This window comes from Desulfoscipio geothermicus DSM 3669, from assembly GCF_900115975.1.
Lineage (GTDB): Bacteria > Bacillota > Desulfotomaculia > Desulfotomaculales > Desulfallaceae > Desulfoscipio > Desulfoscipio geothermicus.
This window is the reverse complement of the sequence record NZ_FOYM01000011.1, coordinates 41,934-63,296: the sequence shown is the minus strand read 5'-3', so window position 1 is coordinate 63,296 and position 21,363 is coordinate 41,934. Positions and strand designations below refer to the sequence as shown.

At 56.4% G+C, this 21,363-nt stretch carries 16 protein-coding genes and 1 other annotated feature; of the genes, 4 read left to right on the top strand and 12 right to left on the bottom strand.

The features are described from left to right. Window position 1 precedes the first annotated feature (1 nt). From ilvB to argH, 5 genes are all read right to left on the bottom strand, one after another. A complete protein-coding gene (gene ilvB, locus BM299_RS08285; protein ID WP_092483006.1) occupies window positions 2-1,660 on the bottom strand; it encodes a biosynthetic-type acetolactate synthase large subunit in 1,659 nt (552 codons plus the stop codon). Between the two features lie 242 nt (window positions 1,661-1,902). Continuing rightward, window positions 1,903-3,591: a dihydroxy-acid dehydratase gene (ilvD, locus tag BM299_RS08280; protein ID WP_092483005.1), complete on the bottom strand. Its 1,689-nt coding sequence runs from the start codon at window positions 3,589-3,591 to the stop codon at window positions 1,903-1,905. A 51-nt stretch (window positions 3,592-3,642) separates the two neighbouring features. After that, on the bottom strand, window positions 3,643-4,521 hold the full coding sequence (ilvE, locus tag BM299_RS08275) for a branched-chain-amino-acid transaminase (protein WP_092483004.1): 879 nt from the start codon (window positions 4,519-4,521) through the stop codon (window positions 3,643-3,645). A 256-nt stretch (window positions 4,522-4,777) separates the two neighbouring features. Further along, window positions 4,778-5,032, bottom strand: a binding site (T-box leader). A gap of 60 nt (window positions 5,033-5,092) precedes the next feature. Further along, the gene (locus tag BM299_RS08270; protein ID WP_092483003.1) at window positions 5,093-6,640 is read right to left on the bottom strand and encodes a DUF445 family protein; all 1,548 of its coding nucleotides are present in this window, start codon (window positions 6,638-6,640) and stop codon (window positions 5,093-5,095) included. A 60-nt stretch (window positions 6,641-6,700) separates the two neighbouring features. Beyond that, window positions 6,701-8,089 carry an argininosuccinate lyase gene (gene argH, locus BM299_RS08265; RefSeq protein WP_092483002.1) on the bottom strand — a complete coding sequence of 463 codons (1,389 nt, stop codon included), beginning with the start codon at window positions 8,087-8,089 and terminating at the stop codon, window positions 6,701-6,703. 258 nt (window positions 8,090-8,347) lie between these two features. Between argH and glpX the strand changes: the two genes are divergently transcribed. The 3 genes from glpX (at window position 8,348) to BM299_RS08250 (ending at window position 10,522) form a co-directional block, all read left to right on the top strand. Continuing rightward, window positions 8,348-9,325 (top strand): class II fructose-bisphosphatase, encoded by a 978-nt coding sequence (gene glpX / locus BM299_RS08260; protein ID WP_092483001.1) that lies wholly within the window; start codon window positions 8,348-8,350, stop codon window positions 9,323-9,325. A gap of 138 nt (window positions 9,326-9,463) precedes the next feature. Next, window positions 9,464-9,973 (top strand): DUF3231 family protein, encoded by a 510-nt coding sequence (locus tag BM299_RS08255; RefSeq protein ID WP_245779698.1) that lies wholly within the window; start codon window positions 9,464-9,466, stop codon window positions 9,971-9,973. 30 nt (window positions 9,974-10,003) lie between these two features. Next, the gene (locus BM299_RS08250) at window positions 10,004-10,522 is read left to right on the top strand and encodes a DUF3231 family protein (protein WP_092482999.1); all 519 of its coding nucleotides are present in this window, start codon (window positions 10,004-10,006) and stop codon (window positions 10,520-10,522) included. Between the two features lie 153 nt (window positions 10,523-10,675). On the opposite strand, the gene BM299_RS08245 is transcribed toward BM299_RS08250, so the two are convergent. The 6 genes from BM299_RS08245 to argC form a co-directional block, all read right to left on the bottom strand. Next, window positions 10,676-11,881: an argininosuccinate synthase gene (locus BM299_RS08245; RefSeq protein ID WP_092482998.1), complete on the bottom strand. Its 1,206-nt coding sequence runs from the start codon at window positions 11,879-11,881 to the stop codon at window positions 10,676-10,678. Window positions 11,882-11,937: 56 nt separating this feature from the next. After that, window positions 11,938-12,885 (bottom strand): ornithine carbamoyltransferase, encoded by a 948-nt coding sequence (gene argF / locus BM299_RS08240; protein ID WP_092482997.1) that lies wholly within the window; start codon window positions 12,883-12,885, stop codon window positions 11,938-11,940. A gap of 112 nt (window positions 12,886-12,997) precedes the next feature. After that, on the bottom strand, window positions 12,998-14,188 hold the full coding sequence (locus BM299_RS08235; RefSeq protein ID WP_092482996.1) for an acetylornithine transaminase: 1,191 nt from the start codon (window positions 14,186-14,188) through the stop codon (window positions 12,998-13,000). A gap of 16 nt (window positions 14,189-14,204) precedes the next feature. Continuing rightward, window positions 14,205-15,092, bottom strand: a complete 888-nt coding sequence (argB, locus tag BM299_RS08230) for an acetylglutamate kinase (RefSeq protein ID WP_092482995.1) — start codon at window positions 15,090-15,092, stop codon at window positions 14,205-14,207. Window positions 15,093-15,290: 198 nt separating this feature from the next. Beyond that, window positions 15,291-16,505 carry a bifunctional glutamate N-acetyltransferase/amino-acid acetyltransferase ArgJ gene (gene argJ, locus BM299_RS08225; RefSeq protein ID WP_092482994.1) on the bottom strand — a complete coding sequence of 405 codons (1,215 nt, stop codon included), beginning with the start codon at window positions 16,503-16,505 and terminating at the stop codon, window positions 15,291-15,293. 90 nt (window positions 16,506-16,595) lie between these two features. Beyond that, complete coding sequence (gene argC / locus BM299_RS08220) at window positions 16,596-17,639, bottom strand: N-acetyl-gamma-glutamyl-phosphate reductase (protein ID WP_092482993.1); 1,044 nt, start codon at window positions 17,637-17,639, stop codon at window positions 16,596-16,598. A 149-nt stretch (window positions 17,640-17,788) separates the two neighbouring features. On the opposite strand from argC, the gene BM299_RS08215 reads away from it, so the two are divergent. Continuing rightward, on the top strand, window positions 17,789-18,001 hold the full coding sequence (locus BM299_RS08215) for a hypothetical protein (protein WP_092482992.1): 213 nt from the start codon (window positions 17,789-17,791) through the stop codon (window positions 17,999-18,001). Window positions 18,002-18,159: 158 nt separating this feature from the next. On the opposite strand, the gene BM299_RS08210 is transcribed toward BM299_RS08215, so the two are convergent. After that, a complete protein-coding gene (locus tag BM299_RS08210) occupies window positions 18,160-21,258 on the bottom strand; it encodes an MBL fold metallo-hydrolase (RefSeq protein WP_131820621.1) in 3,099 nt (1,032 codons plus the stop codon). Between the last annotated feature and the right edge of the window lie 105 nt (window positions 21,259-21,363).

Below are 21,363 nucleotides of genomic sequence, written 5' to 3'. Positions count from 1 at the left end.
CCTATCCCAGCATTTTGTTGATGGGTTCACCGGGGGGAACAAAAGGCAATACGTTCTCCTCCCGCTCAATCGGAAAATCAATGACCACCGGCCCGGGTACCCGCATAGCTTCCTCCATGGCTTCCCGGACTTCCGACTTTTTGCTGACCCGTATGCCTACAGCGCCGTAAGATTCAGCCAGCTTTACAAAATCCGGCCCGGTAATTTCCACATAAGAATAGCGACGGTTATAAAAAAGTTCCTGCCACTGCCGGACCATACCCAAGTAGCCGTTATTGATGATGCCTATTTTTACGGGCAGGTTATAATGAACCACCGTGGCCAGTTCCTGGGAATTCATTTGGAAGCTGCCGTCTCCGGTAATACAAAGCACCGTTTCATCCGGACAAGCCACCTGTACGCCCAGGGCGGCGGGGAACCCGAAGCCCATGGTGCCCAGGCCGCCGGAAGTAATGAAAGTGCGGGGCCGGTGGTAGGTGTAGTAGTGGGCGGCCCACATCTGGTGCTGGCCGACGTCGGTAACCACCCGCACTTCGCCCCGGGTGACATTGTACATTTCCTTAATTACTTCCTGGGGCTTGAGCCGCCCGTTTTCCACAAACTCAATGGGATATTCCTTTTTCCAGTTCTGGATTTTATCCCGCCACCGGCTCTCCAACCTGGGCTGCAAGCACTCAATTATTTTCTGCAGGCTGTTGCGGACGTCGCCCACCACGGGAATGTCCACGCCCACATTTTTCCCTATTTCCGCCGGGTCTATGTCAATGTGAATAATTGTGGCTCCGGGAGCAAAGGCCTCCAGTTTACTGGTCACCCGGTCGTCAAAACGCACGCCCACCCCGATCAGCAGGTCGCATTCACTGACGGCGTAATTGGCGTACTTGCTGCCGTGCATGCCCAGCATACCCACCGACAACGGGTGGTTGCCGGGAAAGCCGCCCAGCCCCATCAGGGTGGTGGCCACCGGTGCCAGCAGTATCTCGGCCAGGCGCAGCAGTTCTTCGTGCGCCCCGCCGTTAATTACCCCGCCCCCGGCATAAATAACGGGCCGCTCGGATTCTTCAATCGCCCTGACGGCCCTGGCCACTTGTTCCGGATCTGGTTTGGTATTGACGCTGTAACCGGGCAATCGCGCCGGCCCGGGGTCCGCGTAATCCGCCGTACCCCCGGATACATCCCGGGGAATGTCAATCAATACGGGGCCGGGCCTGCCGGTTCTGGCAATGTAAAATGCCTCGCGCAGCGTTTGAGCCAAATCCTGAACATCTTTGACCAGGTAATTGTGTTTGGTAATGGGTAAAGTTATTCCGGTAATATCCGCTTCTTGGAATGAATCCTTCCCCAGCAGGGAAGTTACCACCTGCCCGGTAATGGCCACCATGGGTATGGAATCCATGTAAGCGTTGGCAATACCGGTGACCAGGTTGGTGGCGCCCGGACCCGAGGTGGCCAGGCAGACTCCGGGTTTGCCGGAGGCCCGGGCATAACCGTCGGCGGCGTGGGCGGCGCCCTGCTCGTGTCTGGTCAGTATATGCCGAAGATCAGCATCGTACAAAGCGTCATAAATGGGCAGCACCATTCCCCCCGGGTAGCCGAAAATAGTATCCACCCCCTCGGCCAGGAGACTTTGTACCAGGATTTCCGCCCCGGTCTTTTTCATACCCCTTCACCTCCGGTTAAATCTTTATCACCTGTGCATTTATGAAACGACATAGCCTTACTCGTCCTCACCCCAAGGTCCGTCCCCTTTCACACGTTGGGGACGGACCTTTGATCCTAATGCTGTTGTTGCTATATTGGGATAAAACTTTATCTTTCCTCACCCCAAGGTCCGTCCCCTTTCCACACGTTGGGGACGGACCTTTGCCCCTGCTGCAGTTTTTATTATATTGAGCCAAAGCCTTATCCGTCCTCACCCCAAGGTCCGTCCCCTTTCCTTAAAACAGCCCCCGTGCCGGCCGAAGTAACGGCTTGCGCGTAACGGGCCAGGTAGCCTTTCTGCACCCGGGGTTCCGGTTTCACCCATTTGCCCAGCCGGGCGGACAGTTCTTCATCGCTTAACTCAACATTTAGCCGGCATTCGGGTATGTTTATTTCAACGACGTCGCCATCTTGCAGTACGGCTATGGGGCCACCCTCGGCGGCTTCCGGGGTGACGTGACCGATGGACGCCCCCCGGGTGGCGCCGCTGAAACGCCCGTCGGTGATCAGGGCCACATCCTTATCCAGTCCCAGGCCCGCCACCGTGGCGGTGGGGGTGAGCATTTCCCGCATACCCGGGCCGCCCTTGGGACCTTCGTACCTGATAACGATAACGTCACCCTTTTGGATTTCCTGGTTCATCAGGGCCTGCACGGCCTCTTCCTCGGAATTATATACCCGGGCCGGACCGCGATGTTTGAGCATTTCCGGCGCCACCCCGGCTTTTTTCACCACCGCCCCGCCGGGGGCCAGGTTGCCGTAAAGCACGGCGATACCGCCGCTGGAACTGTATGGTTCCTTCACGCTGCGAATGACGTCGCCGCGGTGGATAACGGCGCCGGCTATATTTTCTCTCAAACTCTTGCCGGTTACGGTCAGGGCGCTGCCGTCAACCAGGCCGTGGTCGGCCAGTTCTCGCAGAACTGCGGATACGCCGCCGGCTTCGTTCAAGTCCTGCATGAAATGCGGCCCTATGGGACTCAACTTGCACAGGTTGGGTGTCTTTTCGCTGATCCGGTTGATTTGATCTAAATTGATGGCCACCCCGGCCTCGTGGGCAATGGCAGGCAGGTGCAGCACCGTATTGGTGGAACAGCCCAGCGCCATGTCCAGGGCGAGTCCGTTGGTAAAAGCCTTCTCAGTCATAATGTCCGAAGGCCGGACATTTTCCCTGACCAGATCCACGACCCGCATACCGGTCAGCTTGGCCAGGCGCCGCCGCGCCGCCGATACCGCCGGCAATGTACCGTTGCCGGGCAGGGCCATCCCCAGGGCTTCGGTAAGACAGTTCATGGAATTGGCAGTGAACATGCCCGCGCAGGAACCGCACCCGGGACAGACCGACTCTTCGATTTCCGCCAGCTCGGTTTCGGTAATCTTGCCGGCCCGCACCGCGCCAACAGCTTCAAAAATGTTGGTCAGGGCCAGATCCCGCCCCCCGTGCCGACCGGCCAGCATGGGACCGCCACTGACCACGATGGCGGGGATGTCAAGCCGGGCCGCGGCCATGAGCATGCCGGGCACCACCTTGTCGCAGGCGGTGACCAGCACCAGCCCGTCGAAGGGGTGAGCCATGCTCATTACTTCCACCGAATCGGCGATAATTTCCCGGCTGGCCAGGGAGTATTTCATCCCGGCGTGGTTCATGGCAATACCGTCGCACACCGCGATGGCGGGAAATTCCACGGGGGTGCCGCCGTTCATTCTGACGCCGGCCTTGACCGCTTCGGTGAGTTCCCGCAGGTGCATGTGTCCTGGCACTATTTCGTTGAAAGAATTGACTACTCCGATCATGGGACGTTCCAGTTCCTGGTCCGTCATCCCCAGCGCCTTGAACAGTGAGCGGTGGGGCGCCTTTTCCAGTCCCTTTTTCATTGCATCGCTGCGCACGTTGAATCCTCCTTTTTACGGGGTCAGACTTAAGCTTGTTTAAACTAACTTCTACTCAAATATCACCGGGCCGTCTATCTTGGTCAGTTCGCGGAAGTCCTTGAGCAGGCCCCGGAATACTTCGCCGGGCTTGCCGTCGCCGATGGTCCGGCCGTCCACCTTGACGCAGGGGATCAGTTCGGCCGCGGTTCCGGTGAGGAAGCACTCGTCGGCGATATACACATCGTGGCGGGTGAACACCTTTTCCACCACTTCAATACCCTTTGCCCGGGCCAGGTCCATGACGGTGTTCCGGGTAATGCCCTCTAAAAGCCCCACGTGGATGGGCGGGGTAATGAGCTTGTCGTTTTTCACCAGGAAAATGTTATCGCCGGTGGCCTCGGCCACGTAACCCTCCTGGTTGAGCATGATGGCTTCCGGAACGCCGGCCAGGTTGGCCTCAATTTTAGCGTAAATGTTATTCAGGTAGTTAAGTGACTTGACCCTGGGGTTGCAGGCTTCCGGAATGTTGCGGCGGGTGGCCACGGTGACCATTTCCAGACCCCTTTCATACAGTTCATCGGGGTACAACTGAATGGAGGCCGCAATACAGAAAACAGTCGGCTTGGGGCACTTGCGGGGATCAAGGCCCAGATCGCCCTTGCCCCGGGTTACCACCAGACGTATGTAAGCGTCCCGCAGGTTGTTGCGGCGCAGGGTTTCCAGCACCACTTCCTGCATTTCTTCCATACCAATTGAAATTTCCAGCCCGATGGTCCGGGCGGATTCATACAGCCTGACCAGGTGGTCGTGCAGCTTGAAAACCCGGTTGTGATAGGCGCGAATGCCCTCAAAAACACCGTCGCCGTATAAAAGACCGTGGTCAAATACCGATACTACCGCTTCTTCTTCGGGTACGAATTTGCCGTCCAGATAAATTATAAGACCCATGACCTCACACTCCTGTTATAATTCTGTTATATTTTTTTTAAATTAAAATAAATAAGACCCCGCTGATATTTTCCAAGAGTGGAACCTATCCGCTTGGGTCTTTTATCCCCACGGTGTAACCTCCGGGAACATCCGCCGGCGGCCTGTACCGCTCGGTCCAGACCCTCGCGTGCGAGGCGGAACCCTAGGTACACTTCCCTCTATAAAAATTCGGTATTAAAATTTAAAAGCCTCCCGCACCTGGCAGCCATAAACTACCAGGGACGAGAGGCACAATTCCTCACGCGGTACCACCCTGTTTGCTTTTCGCCTCACAGCAAAAAGCCACTCGGTGTGTCCATCGACACAGCGGAACATAACGGGCCGCTTTTCCCGACCCTGCCTACCGGGCACAGGCCTTTCGACAGGGCAGTTCCGGGGCGATCTCTCAACCTGTTCCGGCGCTGGATTTCAGCTACCCCAGCTCTCTGTGGCGCGGCTAGCAGGTTTTGCTCCCCTTCATGACCTTTGCGGATAAAAACTTACAACATAGTATACAGTAAAGTGCTATACAGGTCAACCGTTTTTAACCTTATTTCGCAATGTACTGCATGGCAACCATAACCAGCCCCAGGACGGCCCCCAACAGCGCGCCCAGCCAGGTAATGGCCACCAGTTCCCGTCGCATGATCCCCAGCAGCATTTCTTCCACCTGCAGCACATCCAGTTCTTCCACCCGCTGCCGCACCATGCCGCTGATATCGATAAACCGCAGCAGCCCCGGCACCTGCTCCTTTACCAGGTACCGGTAAAATCCCGACACGGTGTCCCCCGGGTCATTTATCAGGCTATCCGGCAGCAGTTCCAAAACCCGGCTCAAATTCAGCTGCCACAGCCGCCCGGTTTCCCGCCGGATCAGCGTCTCCAGGCTACGGAGCGTTTCCTCCCGTTTCAACAATTGTTCCAGCAGGCGGGCAAGGAAATTTTCCGGCCGGCCGAGTGGTTCCGGCCCATCCAAATGCATTAACTCCCGCCAGGTCCGCTCCCGGTTTTCGGCCAGCATTTGGTTCAACGTGCCCCCCAGCACGGCGGGCAAGCCGGATTCACCCATTTTTTCCACCAACCAGGCGGCGATTTCCCCGGCTTTTTCCTTTTTACCGGATTCGTCCAGCGCGGCAGTTACTTCCTCGACGCTTTTTGCCAGCGTCTCATCCACCAACTGGTGCAGACGCCCGATTAATTCCGTCCGGTTGCCCTCGTCCGCCAGAAACAGGCTGATTTCCCCGGCCAGCCGCCGGACCAGCATATCCGGTGCATTGCCGAACAAGTGAAACATGCCGTTTAATAAGCGCTTGATGGCGGTTTCCTCAAAGAAATCTTCAATACGCTTTTTCATTGCCGCCTGGGTTTCCGGAGAACTGAGGTACTGCTCAAAGGCTATCACAATCCGGGGGGCCTGGTCGGCAATGAACCGGTGCACGCCAACCCGCACCGCTTCCGGTATAAAATCGCCAATTCTTTCCGAACTGTTTAAAAACAGCTCGATCCGGCACGCCAGCTGCCATTGCAGTTCCTGCTTAAACTTTTCCCCCTGCAGGATACCGGCAAGCGCCCCTTCCAGAAGCGCTCCGGCATTGATACCGGCTTTGTCCATGGTGGGCCCCACGCGACAATCCAGGAGGTGACCGGCGATACCTGCCGCCCGGTGGGCCAGGTTCCGGCGGGTTTCCGCATTTTGCAGCAAACTGACCGCCGCACGCGCCAGCATGGAAGAAATCTCTTCACGAGCGCGCGATTCCCCCCGGGGGTCGCCCAGCAAATCGCCGACGGTAAACTCCCGGTCCCGCAACTCCCGCAGCCTGGCAGCCAGGTATTGCCGCATCTGCTTCTCCACTTCGGGCTGCAGCAAATGCTGTACCACCTTTTCCTCGGTCAGCAGCATTCCCCCGACCACCCGGCCGATGCTGCCGGCCAGGCGCTTTTTCCCCCGGGGAATGACCCCGGGCGTAAAGGGTATGTGCAGGCCCATTATTTTCTTTTCATGCAGGGGACGAAACAACATGCGGATGGCTATCCAGTTGGTGCTGTAACCGATAACGGCACCTACCGCCACGGCCAGTGCCGCTTCCTGCCAGTTCATAGCAATCCTTCCTTAGGTAATATTTTAATTTTGGGCTCTGATATCGTTGCTTAGCGGTATTCAGCAAGAGCTGTTTTTATCCAGTCGCTCCCGGGCTGCCCGGATGGCCTTCTGCACGGCCTCCGGAGCGGGCCCGCCGGTGACGTTCCGGGCGGCCACGCAGCGGGCGATGCTGATGGCTTCGTAAACATCTTCGTCAATGGCGTCCGAAAAACGACGGAATTCCTCCAGGCTCAAGTCGTCCAGGGATTTGTCGCGCTCCAGGCAGTAGGCCACCGTCCGCCCTACTATCTCGTGGGCCTCCCGGAAGGGTATGCCCCGCTGCACCAGGTAATCCGCCAGGTCGGTGGCGTTGGTGAAGCCGCCCCGGGCCGCCCGGGCCATATTTTCTTTTTTAACCCGCATGGTGGCCACCATGGGCTTGAATATGATAAGACATTTCTTCACGGTATCCACCGCGTCAAACAGGGCCTCTTTATCCTCCTGCATATCCTTGTTGTAAGCCAGCGGCAACCCTTTGAGCATGGTCAGCAGCGCGGTCAGGTCACCGAACACCCGGCCGCTTTTACCCCGGATCAATTCGGCCACGTCCGGGTTTTTTTTCTGAGGCATCATACTGCTGCCGGTGCTGTAAGCGTCGTCCAGCTCTATAAAGCCGAATTCCGCGGATGACCAGAGGATTATTTCCTCGCAGAACCGGCTTAAATGCATCATGACCAGGGCTGCGGCGGCGGTGAATTCCACCGCGAAATCCCGGTCGCTGACCGCGTCCAGGCTGTTTTCCGTAACCGCGTCAAAACCCAGTTCCCGGGCCACAAATTCCCGGTCCAGCGGGAAAGTGGTGCCGGCCAGCGCCCCGGCGCCCAGGGGCATCACGTTGACCCGCCGCCGGCAGTCCCGCATCCGGTCCATGTCCCGCCCGAACATCTGGCAGTAAGCCAGTAAATGATGGGCCAGGGTGACGGGTTGAGCCCTTTGCAGGTGCGTGTAACCGGGCATCACGACGTCCTGGTTTTGCTCCGCCAGGTCCAGCAGCGTCCCGATCAATTCAGCCAGCAGCCGCCGCACCGCGTCAATTTCATCCCGCAGGTACATGCGCACGTCCAGGGCCACCTGGTCGTTGCGGCTGCGGGCGGTGTGCAGTTTTTTTCCCACCGCCCCGATGCGTTCAATGAGTAATTGTTCCACGTTCATATGGATGTCTTCGGCGGCCACGGAAAATTCCACCCGGCCCGCCTCAATATCAGTCAGAATTTCTTGCAACCCATTGATAATTGTGTCAGCCTCTTCCCGGGTGATGATTCCCATGCGCCCCAACATTCCGGCGTGGGCCATACTGCCGGTAATATCGTATTTGTAAAGCCGGCTGTCAAAGGATATGGAAGAATGGAAATCATCCACCAGCCGGTCCGTTTCTTTTTGAAATCGCCCGCTCCACAGTTTGGCCATTGTATCCACCTCTTCATACTATTGTTTTTAATGTCCTCTTTTGCCATAACTTATATTAAAATATTATAACATGGCTTCGGGTAATCAGAAAAAAGTTAACCGGTTTGACCTCTGTTCAACTAAACCTCATATCTCAATAGTAAAAGATAAAATGCTTACTTTTTTATAAAAATGTCATGCTAAATATCCCATTTGCAGACAAATGTGTTAAAATATAATCAGCCAATCAGTTTTTCAATAAAGGAGACGAACACTGTAATGGAAAGAGAACTGACGCTGGAACTGGTACGGGTTACGGAAATGGCTGCCCTGGCCGCAGCGCAATGGATGGGCCGGGGACGCAAGAATGCAGCTGACGGAGCCGCCACCAACGCCATGCGTACCATGTTCGATTCGGTATGTGTAAACGGCACCGTGGTTATCGGTGAAGGGGAAATGGATGAAGCGCCGATGCTTTACATCGGGGAAAAAGTTGGCAACGCTGAAACTCCGGAAGTCGACGTGGCAGTGGACCCGCTGGAGGGGACCAATATCCTGGCCAAGGGACTGCCCAACGCCCTGTCGGTGATAGCCATGGCCGATAAGGGTAACCTGCTGCACGCCCCGGACATGTACATGCAAAAGCTGGCCGTGGGCCCGCGGGCGGCAGGGAAAATTCACCTGGACGACCCCATTGAAAAAACCCTGGAAATTGTGGCCAAAGCCAACAACAAGCGCATAGTGGACTGCACGGTGATGATCCTGGACCGCCCCCGCCACCGGGAATTAATTGAAGCGGTGCGGAAAGCGGGTGCCCGGGTACGCCTGATCGGCGACGGTGATGTGGCTTCCGCGCTGGCCACCGCCTTCGACGACACCGGTATCGACATTTGCGCCGGCATCGGCGGCGCCCCGGAAGGCGTCATTGCGGCAGCGGCCCTGAAATGCCTGGGCGGTGAAATGCAAGCCCGCCTGGTACCGGAAGACGACAGCGAGTACCGGCGCTGTCTGAGCATGGGCATTGAGGACCCCAACCGCATCTTGACCATGGACGACCTGGTGCGCGGGAACGACGCCATTTTCGCCGCCACCGGCGTCACCGACGGCGAACTGCTCAAGGGAGTGCGCTTCCGGGGCGGCGAGATAGCAGAGACATATTCCCTGGTAATGCGGGCCAAGTCGCGCACCTTGCGTTATATCAATACCGTGCATAATTTAAAATACAAACCTCATTATGATTTAATCAAAGAAAGTTAAGGGGCCGCAACCGGCCCTTTTTTTATTTGGAAGATTTTTAAATAAGCTCATTACCCTTTAAAAAGTATAAAAAAAATAAAACTTAGCAAATTATAAAGTGCAAGGAGAGGGAAGAAGGTGTAAAAGATGGTCGACGTAATGGATAAATTACAAAAAATAACTGAATTTGGCAAGTCCACAAGGGAAAAACAGCGATATATCAATGTAGGCGAAGTTTTTCATGTATGGGATATTTTAGTGGTCAAATGGGATGCAATGGAAACAGCTCAAATTTTTGAAAATTTTATTAACGATAATGACTTAAAGTTTATCAATCATCAAGTAGTAAACGCTCTTCAATCAGGCATTAACGATATGGAAAATCTAATGAATGATTATGGCATACCATTCCCCGTAAGACCACCGGCAGGCAATAAGAGTACAATTCATTTAGAGTTTTTTTCAGATAAATTTATATTTCAGAACTTACATGAAGCAATTCAAACATTTTTCCCTATTCTAGCTACAAGTTTTATGCAAAGCACTACGCCTAAAATCAGAAAGGCAATTAAAAATCACTTGCTATTAACATTGGAATTACATGAGCAAATTGTTGAATATGGCAAGTTGAAAGGTTTTTTAAATGAAGCGCCTGTTTACAGAGCGTAAATTATGCTTGAAAAGAGGTGAAAGAAACTTGTGAAGATATTGAAGCAAATACAAAAAATAACTGAATTAGGCATGTCCCCTACGGAAAAACAAAGAAATATCAATGTAAGTGAGGTTTATCACCTTTGGAATCATTTGGTGCAAAGATATAATGTTATACAAGTGACAAATAATGTAGAGATTTTTGCCAGAGATGAAGACTTGAAGTTACTTCTCGGTTATGGAAGAAAATCCCTTGAAAAACACGTGTCCATACTGGAAAAAGAAATGATAAATTATGGGATACCGTTACCGGTTAGGAACCCAAAACAAACTCAGGCTACAACCAATGTGGAAACTATCTCGGACAGATATATCTACCGGCGGGTTTTGAGGGGAATTCAATCCTTTCTGCCTATTCATACAATAGCTTTTATTCACAGCACCTCGCCTAAAATCAGGGACTTGTTCATGAAATTTCTGATTGATGAAATGAAGCTATATGATAGATTTTTAGAATACGGAAAATTAAAAGGATATGTAATTAAACCACCCGTCTATAAAATATAAAACAAAATGCGAGCCGGCCTCAGCCAAGAACAATAAGCCGATACTTCCGGTAATTTAGAAGGTATCGGCTTATTGTTTTTTATCTGTAAAAGTAAACTGTCAAAATGATGACGATACTTAATTAATGCCGGGGAAGCCCCCCGGTTTAACCTGCTACCGCAACCCCGCTTTCCTTTCCATGAGTGCCCGCACCTTCAGGGGCAGGCCGAACAGGTTGATGAACCCGGCGGCGTCAGCCTGGGTGTAAACCTCGTCCCGCCCGAAGGTGGCCAGTTCCTCGTTGTAGAGGGAGTAGGGCGAGGTGGTGCCGGCGGGCGTGCAGTTGCCTTTATATAATTTCATGCGCACGGTGCCGGTAACGGTCCGCTGGGTGACGTCCACAAAGGCGTCCAGCGCTTCCCGCAGCGGGGAGAACCAGACCCCGTCGTAAACCAGCTCGGCGTAACGGTTGGCCACCAGTTCCTTGTAATGCAGGGTAATCCGATCAATGGTTAAAAGTTCCAACTCCCGGTGGGCCAGGTACAGGATGGTGCCGCCCGGTGTTTCATAGACCCCGCGGGATTTCATGCCCACCAGCCGGTTTTCCACCATGTCCACGATGCCGATGCCGTTGGCCCCGCCCAGCTTGTTCAGTTTTTCGACTAATTCATCGGGGGGCAGTTCCTGGCCATCAACCTTTTTGGGGATACCCTGTTCAAAGTAAATTACCACGTAAGTTGGCTCGTCCGGCGCCTTTTCCGGCGACACGGTAAGCATGAGCACGTCGTCGGGCGGCTCCTGCCCCGGATCTTCCAGGGCGCCGCCCTCGTGGCTGAGGTGCCAGATATTGCGGTCCATGCTGTAAGGCCGCGATTTGGTCACCGGCACCGGGATGCCCCGGGCCTCGGCGTAGTCAATGGCGTCTTCCCGGGAACGGATGTCCCACTCCCGCCAGGGGGCGATAATTTTCAGGTCGGGGTTCAACGCCTTGACGGCCAGTTCAAAGCGCACCTGGTCGTTGCCCTTGCCGGTGGCGCCGTGGGCCACGGCCTCGGCCCCCTCCTTTTCGGCGATCTCCACCAGTTTCTTGCCGATCAGCGGGCGGGCCATGGAGGTGCCCAGCAGGTACTTACCCTCGTAAATGGCCCCGGCCTTCAAGGTGGGGTAAATGTAGTCGGTGACAAATTCCCTTTTCACGTCCTCAATGTACAGTTTGCTGGCGCCGCTTTTGAGCGCCTTTTCGTGCAGGGGCTCCAGTTCTTCCCCCTGGCCCAGGTCGGCGGCCATGGCGATAACCTCGTAGCCGTAGTTTTCTTTGAGCCAGGGTATAATGATGGAGGTATCCAGCCCTCCGGAATAAGCCAACACCACTTTTTTCATCATGCTTGCTCCCTTCATTATGGGGTCAGACTTAAACTTGTTTAAACTAACTTTACCTATTTCGCCATCAGCAGGGACAGCACCGCCTTTTGAGCGTGCAGGCGGTTTTCGGCCTCGTCAAACACCACCGAATGCGGCCCGTCAATTACTTCGGCGGCCACCTCCTCGCCACGGTGGGCGGGCAGGCAGTGCAGGAATATATAATCGGACGCGGCCTTCGCAACCAATTGTTCGTTAACTTGATAGGGGGCAAATACCCGCATGCGGGCCTGCTGCTCGCTCTCCTGCCCCATGCTGGCCCAAACGTCGGTTACCACCACATCCGCCCCGGACACCGCTTCCGCCGGATCTGTGGTGACAGTGACTTCGGCGCCGGTTGCCGCGGCGTCATAGCGGGCGGTGGCCACTATTTCCTCCCGGGGCAGGAAGCCTTCCGGCGAAGCCACGCTGATATGCATACCCGTCTTGGCGCAGCCGTAAAGCAGGGAATGGCAAACGTTGTTACCGTCGCCCACATAGGCCAATTTTAACCCGGCCAGCCGGCCTTTATGCTCCTGCACCGTCAACAGGTCCGCCAGAATCTGGCAGGGGTGCAGCAAATCCGTCAAGCCGTTGATTACAGGAATCGAGGCGCATTCGGCCAGCTCTTCCACGTCGCCCTGGGCAAAGGTGCGAATCATTATGCCATCAGCATAGCGGCCCAGCACCCGCCCGGTGTCGGCTATACTTTCCCCTCGCCCCAGCTGTAGGTCGTTGGCATTTAAATAAAGGGCGTGCCCCCCCAGTTGATACATGCCCACTTCAAAACTAACCCTGGTCCGGGTGGATGATTTTTGGAAAATCATGGCCAGCGTCAGCCCTTTGAGCAGTTCGTGCGGCTCGCCGTTCTTTTGTTTTTGTTTTAAATCGGCTGCGTAATCCAGTATAAACTGAATTTCCCCGGGAGTAAAATCATGCAGGGAAAGCAAATCTCTCCCTTTTAGGTTATCTTTAACGGAATTCATTTATTATCACCGCTTCTTTCTGGAATTATCGACCAAGTTAACCGGTCTTAAAGCCAATTGCTTTGCGACATCCGGCATAGGGCAATCCTTTCGCTCAACGGGTTTAACCTCTTCAACCGGCAATTAAAACAGCTTCCACCGTTTCCAACGCCCGGTCCACCTCTTCCGTGCCGATAACCAGCGGCGGGGTGAACCGCAGCACATTGTTGTTCACACAATTGATCAACAGGCCCTTTTCCCGGCACCGGTTCACTATATCCCCGCCGGGCCGGTTCAATTCCATGCCCAGCAGCAGACCCAAGCCGCGCACTTCCTTGATGAAATCGTACTTGCGGGCCAGGTCCTGCAGTTTTTCCTTAAAGTATGCCCCCACCGCCCGGCAATTTTGCATCACACCATCGCCGAGCATGGTTTGCATGGCCGCCAGTCCCGCAGCGCAAGCCAGCGGGTTGCCTCCGAAGGTGGTGGCATGATCGCCGGGCGCAAAAGCGGCGGCCACTGTTTCTTTGGCCAGCATGGCCCCGATGGGAAAACCGCCGCCCAGCGCCTTGGCCAGGGTAATGATGTCGGGTTCCACGTCGTAGTGCTGGTAGGCCAGGAATTCGCCGGTGCGCCCCAGGCCGCACTGCACTTCATCAAAAACCAGCAGCAGCCCGTTACGGTCGCACAGTTCCCGCACCCCGGCCAGGTACTCCGAAGCGGCCGCGTAAACGCCGCCCTCGCCCTGCACCGGCTCCAGCATTACGGCGCAGGTATGGGGGCCAATGGCCCGCTCCAGCGCGTCCGGGTCGTTGAAGGGCACGTACTTGAATCCCGGCGGCAGGGGCTCAAAACCCTGCTGGTATTTGGGCTGCCCGGTGGCGGTGATGGCCGCCAGGGTGCGCCCGTGGAAAGATTTTTCCGCAGTGATGATTTCGTATTTATCCGCTCCGTGTTGCTTTTTGGCCCACTTGCGGGCCAGCTTGATGGCCCCCTCGTTGGCCTCGGCCCCGCTGTTGCAGAAAAATACCCGGTCGCAGCAGGAATTCTGCACCAGCAGTTCGGCCAGCCGGGCCTGGGGCTCTATATAATACAGGTTGCTCACGTGCATCAGCCGGGCGGCCTGCTCCTGTATCGCCCGCACCACGGCGGGGTGGCAGTGGCCCAGGGAATTAACCGCTATGCCGCCCACAAAATCCAGGAACTCCCGGCCGTCGGCATCCCACAGGCGCGCTCCCTCGCCCCGCACCGGGGCCAGCCCGATCCGACCGTAAGTGTGCATTACATACTGATCGCTTAGTTGCATGATTTCACTGGTATTCACTACTGCAACCCCCTTATCATTTAACCACCATGGTACCCACGCCACGGTCGGTAAATACCTCCAGGAGCACCGAATGCGGCACCCGCCCGTCCAGAATGTGAGTGGTGCTGACCCCGCCCCGCAGGGCGGCCACACAGCATTCCACCTTGGGGATCATCCCCCCGTCGATTATTCCCCGGTCAATCAGGCCGGGCACCTCTTCCAAGGTAATGGTGGACAGCAGCGAATTTTTATCGTTCCGATCCGCCAAAATGCCCTCCACATCGGTAAGAATAATCAATTTATCCGCCCGCAGGGCCACCGCCAGCACTCCGGCGGCGCTGTCGGCGTTGACATTGTAGCTTTCCCCCGCTTCCCCTTCGGCCACCGGCGCCACCACGGGGATATACCCTTCCCTGATCACCGTATTCACAATACCGGGGTTGACCTGCCGCACCTCGCCCACATGGCCGATATCCACCAGTTCCTCGGCACCGTCCCGGGTGCGCACCTTGCCCATTTTCTTCTCGGCCACCAGCAGGTTGCCGTCCTTGCCGGAAAGCCCCACGGCGTTGCCCCCGATGCTGTTGATCATACCCACAATATCCTTGTTCACCTTGCCCACCAGCACCATCTGGGCAATTTCCATGGTCTCGGCGTCGGTAACCCTGAGGCCCCCCACAAAACTGCTCTCCTTGCCCACTTTTTTGAGCATGCCGGTAATCTCCGGCCCCCCGCCGTGCACGATCACGGGGTGCATACCCACGTATTTCATCAATACGGCATCGGTGAGCACCGCTTTCTTCAGCTCGCAATTGATCATGGCATGCCCGCCATACTTAATAACCACCGTCTTACCGTAAAATTTCTTTATGTACGGCAAAGCCTCCACCAGGATGCCCGCCTTTTCCATGGGACTTGGCACAGCCCCCCCTCCTTTCTCCGGGGTCAGACTTAAATTGGTTTAAACTAACCATGATATTCATATATATAAAAAAATCATTACTTTGCCAAACCACCAAGAAGAGCGGCCTTCGTTTAGTTTGAAAATGCCCAGGCAAGTAATATTAACACACAATCCGGGCTTGGCAAAGTTAGTTTAATTAAGTTTAAGTCTGACCCCCTAAGTGCGGTAGCTGCCGTTGATGCGGACGTATTCATAGGTCAGGTCGCAACCCCAGGCGGTGGCGGCGCAGTCGCCGTCATGGCAGTCAATGATGAACACCACGTGGTCGCGGTCCAGCACCTCGGCCGCCTGTTCTTCGTTGAATGCCAGCCCCGCGCCGTTTTGGGCCACCTGTACATCGTCGATATATATGTCCACCGTCTCCGGGTTGAATTCCGCACCGGAGTAACCCACGGCGCAGATTACCCGCCCCCAGTTGGCGTCCTTACCGAACACGGCCGATTTGACCAGATTGGAGGCAGCCACTGCCCGGGCGGCCAGCCTGGCGTCCTGCTCGGTACGCATGCCCCGCACCTGCACTTCCAGCAACTTGGTGGCTCCTTCACCGTCCCCGGCAATGGCCATGGCCAACTTGCGGCAAACCGCTTCCAGCGCCGCGCAGAAAGCCGTATAATCCAGCCCTTCGCCGTTGATAACCCGGTTTTCCGCCATGCCGTTGGCCAGGGCGACCACCATGTCGTTGGTGCTGGAATCACCGTCCACCGTAATCATGTTAAAAGTACGTTCCACGGCATGAACCAGTGCTTTTTTCAGCCATTGCAGCTCTATAGCGGCGTCGGTGGTGATAAAGCCCAACATGGTGGCCATATTGGGATGGATCATGCCCGAACCCTTGGCCATACCGCCCACGGTCACGGTAACGCCGCCAAGATCCACCGCCACCGCCGCTTCCTTGGTCACGGTATCGGTGGTCATGATGGCGGCGGCGGCGTCCGGCCCGCCCTCCCGGCTTTGTTCGGCCGCCGCCCGCCGAATGCCGGGCAGCACTTTATCCATGGGCATGGGTTGGCCGATAACGCCGGTGGAGGCCACCAGCACCTGTTCCGCCGGCACTTGCAGCAGTTCACCGGTAAGTGCCGCCATGGCCCGGGCGTCTTCCATACCCCGGAGCCCGTTGCAGGCGTTGGCGTTTCCGCTGTTGACCACCACGGCCCGGGCCTTGCCGGACTCCAGGTGCTGCATGGTCAACCGGACCGGCGCCGCCTTGATCTTGTTGGTGGTGAATACTCCGGCAGCGACGGCTTCCTGCTCCGAATAAATTATGGCCACGTCTTTTTTACCGTTTTTTATGCCTGCCGTTACCCCGGCGGCGGTAAACCCCGGCGGGGTCGTTACCCCGCCGGGCAGTTCTTTCATTTTAATTTGTGACATACTTTTCCTCCCTAAATTAGCCGCCCACGAAGCAGCGTTGCCTTGCGGGCCGGGTGGTTCCACTAATGTATCGGAGCGCCGGAACCCGGCTTACGGATACAAACCCGGCCTTTCCAGGCCCGTGGTTTCGGGCAGCCCGAACATCACATTCATATTTTGCACCGCCTGGCCCGCCGCCCCCTTGATCAGGTTGTCAATGGCCGAAAGCACCACCACCCGCCCGGTGCGCGGGTCCACCACGGGCACCACATCGCAGTGGTTGGAACCGGCCACCGCCTTGGTCTGGGGCAAAATGCCCGGGGGCAACAGGCGCACAAAATATTCACTTCGATAAAATTCCTCATACACCGCGCGAACCTGCTCCAGGGTCATCTCCCGCTTTAGTTTGGCGTATATGGTGCTCAAAATACCCCTGTTCATGGGTGTGAGGTGCGGGGTGAACGAAATGCGCATTTCCTCCCCGGCCAGTTTGCCCAATTCCTGCTCAATTTCAGGCGTATGCCGGTGCACCCCCACGTTATAGGCGCGGAAGTTCTCGTTAACCTCGGCGAAATGCGTACCCAGGGACAGGCCGCGGCCCGCGCCGGATACCCCGGATTTACTGTCCACCACAACGGTCCCGGTATCCACCAGGCCGCTGCGCAGCAGCGGTGCCAGTCCCAGGATTACGCTGGTGGGATAACAACCCGGGTTTCCCACCAGGGAGGCAGTTTTTATCTTTTCCCGGTGTACTTCCGGCAACCCGTAAACCGCCTGCCGGAGCAACTCCGGAGCGGTATGTTCCACTTTATACCACTGTTCGTAGACTTCCGAACTGTCGAAACGAAAATCGGCGCCCAGGTCGATAAACTTTTTACCCCGTGCCAGCACCTCCCTGGCCACCGGTACGACGTGCCCGTGCGGCAGGGCCGCGAATATTACGTCGGCCTGTTCCGCCAGGGCCGGCAGGTCCAGTTCCCGGCATTCCAGGGCCACATGTTTGTATAAATGCGGGTACACTTCACAAAAAGCCTTTCCCCCGTAGCTCTGGGTAGTTAGAGCCACCAGCTCTGCGTGGGGGTGCGCCGATAAGATACGCACCAGTTCCGCGCCGGCATAACCGGTCGCGCCGATAACCCCAACCTTTATTTGCATATTTTCGACCTCCACACAACAATAAAATAATTATACATTTACATGAATAAAAATACAACACTTGGCTTACGCACAATCGCAGACTTTTTTTCATAAATTACCTAATAACAATACAACAAAACCATTCCCAAAGGAGGTGCACCAAATCCATGCCCCCCAAAAAACCGAACCCGTTTACGCATCCCCTGTTTACCTTCATGCTGCTTATGGCCGCCAGTACCCCCGATCCCGCGGAAAAGTTGAACAATATGGGTAAAGCAGTTAATTCCATGCGGGAGGCCCTGAACAGCATAAATGCGGGGTTGGAAGCCTTTCACACGCAGGTGGTACCCATGTTCATGCAGCAGCCGGGAAAAAAATAAAAAATAATATGGTTGCAGCAGAAAAAATACAGAGGGACGAATCGGGCTTGAACACAATGCGTATTATTTTGTGTTCAGCCCATATCGCCCCCGGCCGGTCAGACCACAAATGACTTAACTGTTTTGTTCAATGCCCGGTCGCCAATCAGTTTTTTTCATTACTCAACATACTCCACCCGGTAACCGGTTCTAGCCTTTATTTCTTCCACCATTCCGAGCCACCGGGGATCATCCGGCGCCGGGGGCGCTTTTAGTTTGACACGCACCGCCCGCCCGATCTCAAAGAAACCCGGTTCTTTCACCAACCCCCAGGCGGGTTCCAGGGACTGCCGGACCAGGGCCTTGATTTCATTCTGATTGGGCCTGGGGTTGATGCGGACAGGCCAGCCGGTTTGTTTTTGCAGCTCATCCAATACGCCCCGGTACCGTTCCCCTACATCGGGGCTGATAAAACTTACTTCAATATATTCAAAGTTTCCGGCATTCTTTTTGCCGGTTTTATACACCGTCGCCCCGGCCTCCTGCAGGGTGGCGCGAATGGTTGCATAGGCCGCGTTGATTTCCATGCAGTCTTCCGCCGGACCAACCACGGACCCGGCAGGTTGCTCCTGCAACGACACGGCGCCGGTTTCGCCCGGCGTTTCGATACGCAATTCCTGTCCGGTCTGTTCCTTAAAACGCCCGGCTACTTCCGTCACCATGTTTTCTTCGCCCGGAGGGATATCGCAGCGTACGCTGACCATGTTGTTTTCCCGGTGAATGGAAGGATTGCGGAGCATGCGCCACGTCCCGGGCAGCAACCGGCGCACCGCTTCGGATAGGGCACCGTGATGCGCCTCGGGGTGAATGCGCACCGACCAGCCCGTGACGGCACCCAATTGTTCTATTTGGGCGCGATATCGATCCGCCGCCGTGGCGGGAAAGTGAAAGTACAATGTAATTTCCCCCGCGTCCCGGTCCAGGCCCTTGCGGTACAGGCCGCTTTCAGTGGGGAACAACTCTTCGGCCACCGCCAGGGCGGCGTTTTGTTCCATCCGGTCCACCATTTCCTCGTCACGGCCGGCTTCTTCCCGGGGTATTTCTTCCCGGCAAACATAATTAGGCACACCGCCGGGAACAAATTCACGGACGAAATATTCGGGATGGGTATTCAGCCGCCAGGCCAGCGCCGTAAGTGACTCCACCCCCTCGTCCAAACCCAGCATGTCCCGCCATTCCCGCGCTGTAGCCGGCTCCGCGCGCAACGCCCGCATTTGCTCCCACAGTTTTAAAGGTTTAAGCTGCCGGTAGATGGGCTTTACCCGCAGCAAAAACCGGTGCAGTTTTTGTTTTTGTTCCGATCTCAAGGCTTCCTCGTCTTGAGTTTCTCCCGCCGTTTCCACCTGTTCATACCAGGGCGCAATAATTTCCAGCAAAGTATCCGCCGGGTGCCAGGTGCTGTCCCGGCCCACCTTCCAGGCATAAAAGCCCAGCCGGTCCACCGCGTAACAGATGCCTGCCCGCACCGCGCCGCCGCCGTCCCGCACCAAAACCAGCCGGCCCGGCAGGTGGGATAACCCCTGCATGATAGTTTCCCGCCGCCTGTCCGCGGCCACCTGGTCCGGGCGACGGGGACGGTAAAAGTATGGGTGCTTCCAGTCGGCGGCAAAGTAACGGTCGTCTTTTTCCAGTATGGCAGCCATTTGGGCCTGCCTTTCCGGGGTTGTTTCGCCCCTGAACCACAGAGCCGCCAGTTCCTCAGCCGAAAAAAGTTTATTTCTGGTGGCCGGGTTGCGGATCAACTCCTGCCACAGCTCACCCGCGTCCGGGGGGGCAACGCGTTCCTTGCCCGGAGCACCCCCGCCCGCACCACCGGCGGGCGAAAATTCGAACTTCCCGCGCCCGGCCCGCCGGAAGGAAAATTCCAACCATTCCCCGTTTACAGGCGCCAGCACGGCCCGGCGGTTGTCGGCCAGGGTCCGGGCCAAGGCCTGCCTGGCATCGTCATCGCCGTGTACCAGCACCACCCGGCGGGGACGCATACGCGCGGTCAGGGCCGCCAGTTCGCCGGCATCGGCATGCGCGGACAGGCCGTATTGGGCCAGGCGGCACTGCACCCGTATTTCCCGGCCGTCCAGGGTAATGGTGGCCTCGGGATTGTCAGCCAGCGCAAGCAGCCGGCGCCCCGGGCTTTCTTCGTCCTGGTAGCCGCAAAATATGATGGCGTGCCGGGGATCGTCCACCAGGCGGGAGGCATAAAACTGGGAAGGGCCGCCGGTCAACATGCCGGAACTGGATACGATGCACGCCGGGGCACCGGCCAGCACCTTTTCCCGCAACGGGGTCGAAGTGACGGGGCGGGCGCCCTTCTCCCGGAAAAAGGGGTTACCACCGTTGTTGATGAACCGTTTCAGCGGGCCACGCAAAAGCTCCGGAAAATTTACGTATGCCTGGCAAATACTGCGCACCATACCGTCCACCCAGATCGGAAACCGGGGAATCAAACCGGCCTGCTGGTGCGCCTGGATGAGCAGGATAATTTCCTGCGCCCGCCCCAGGGCAAAGGCCGGGATCAGCGCGTGCCCGCCCGACTCGATTACTTCCGACACGGTTTCCACCAGGGCCTTTTCTTCCCGCTGCCGGTTGGCGTGCAGGCGATTACCGTAGGTGGATTCAATAATCAGCAGGTGCGGGGCGAAATCGGGCGCCACCATGCCGGAAATGGTGCGCTGGTTGCCCGTAGATATGTCACCGGTATACAGCACCCGCCCTTCAGCCCCCTCCAAACCAATCATGGCAGCCCCCAGGATATGCCCGGCAGGGAAAAAGAACGCCCTTACAGCACCGGGCAACTGCACGCTGCCGCCCACGGGCACGGGAACCACGCGGGTGAACATCCGCGCGACCAGTTCGTCATTGTACAGGGGACATTCAAATTCCTGCTCCGCCTTGATGGACATAATTTTCAGGGCATCGGCCAGCAGTACCCGCATCAGATGCACGGTAGGCATGGTGGCGTAAATAGGGGCCGCGGGGTAGGCCTGGTGCACCAGCGGCAGCGCGCCGATATGGTCGAGGTGCGCGTGGGAAACCAGTACCGCCTCAACTCCCCCCGCTTCCTGCAGCAGCGCCAGGTCGGGCAGCGCATCGGCGGGGCCGCCCGCTTCCCCGGCTCCCATGCGGATGCCGGCATCCAGCAAAAAATTTGTTCCGTTCAGTTGTAGCAGGTTGCAGCTGGCGCCAACCTCGTTGCCGCCTCCCAGGGCTATATATTTCAAAGACTTTCCCCTCACATTCCGATATTTATTCTCTAAATGTGTACAAATTCTGTAGTTTATAGTCCGATTCCTGCCGCTAAATGCTCTGGAAAAAAACACACCCTG